The organism is Klebsiella sp. GB_Kp047 (genome assembly GCF_040065235.1).
GTDB lineage: Bacteria > Pseudomonadota > Gammaproteobacteria > Enterobacterales > Enterobacteriaceae > Klebsiella > Klebsiella quasipneumoniae.
The window spans coordinates 1-583 of record NZ_JBEAJG010000027.1 but is presented as its reverse complement, the minus strand read 5'-3'; the positions used below and the strand labels follow the sequence as shown (position 1 = coordinate 583).

Annotated in this window: 1 rRNA gene; it reads right to left on the bottom strand. The window is 55.9% G+C overall.

The features are described from left to right. Positions 1 to 583 (bottom strand): 23S ribosomal RNA (locus ABLV76_RS08390); the annotation flags it as partial.

Sequence of the window (583 nt, the reverse complement as noted above, 5' to 3'; positions counted from 1 at the left end):
AGTCTCAGGGAGAACTCATCTCGGGGCAAGTTTCGTGCTTAGATGCTTTCAGCACTTATCTCTTCCGCATTTAGCTACCGGGCAGTGCCATTGGCATGACAACCCGAACACCAGTGATGCGTCCACTCCGGTCCTCTCGTACTAGGAGCAGCCCCCCTCAATTCTCCAGCGCCCACGGCAGATAGGGACCGAACTGTCTCACGACGTTCTAAACCCAGCTCGCGTACCACTTTAAATGGCGAACAGCCATACCCTTGGGACCTACTTCAGCCCCAGGATGTGATGAGCCGACATCGAGGTGCCAAACACCGCCGTCGATATGAACTCTTGGGCGGTATCAGCCTGTTATCCCCGGAGTACCTTTTATCCGTTGAGCGATGGCCCTTCCATTCAGAACCACCGGATCACTATGACCTGCTTTCGCACCTGCTCGCGCCGTCACGCTCGCAGTCAAGCTAGCTTATGCCATTGCACTAACCTCCTGATGTCCGACCAGGATTAGCTAACCTTCGTGCTCCTCCGTTACGCTTTGGGAGGAGACCGCCCCAGTCAAACTACCCACCAGACACTGTCCGCAACCCCG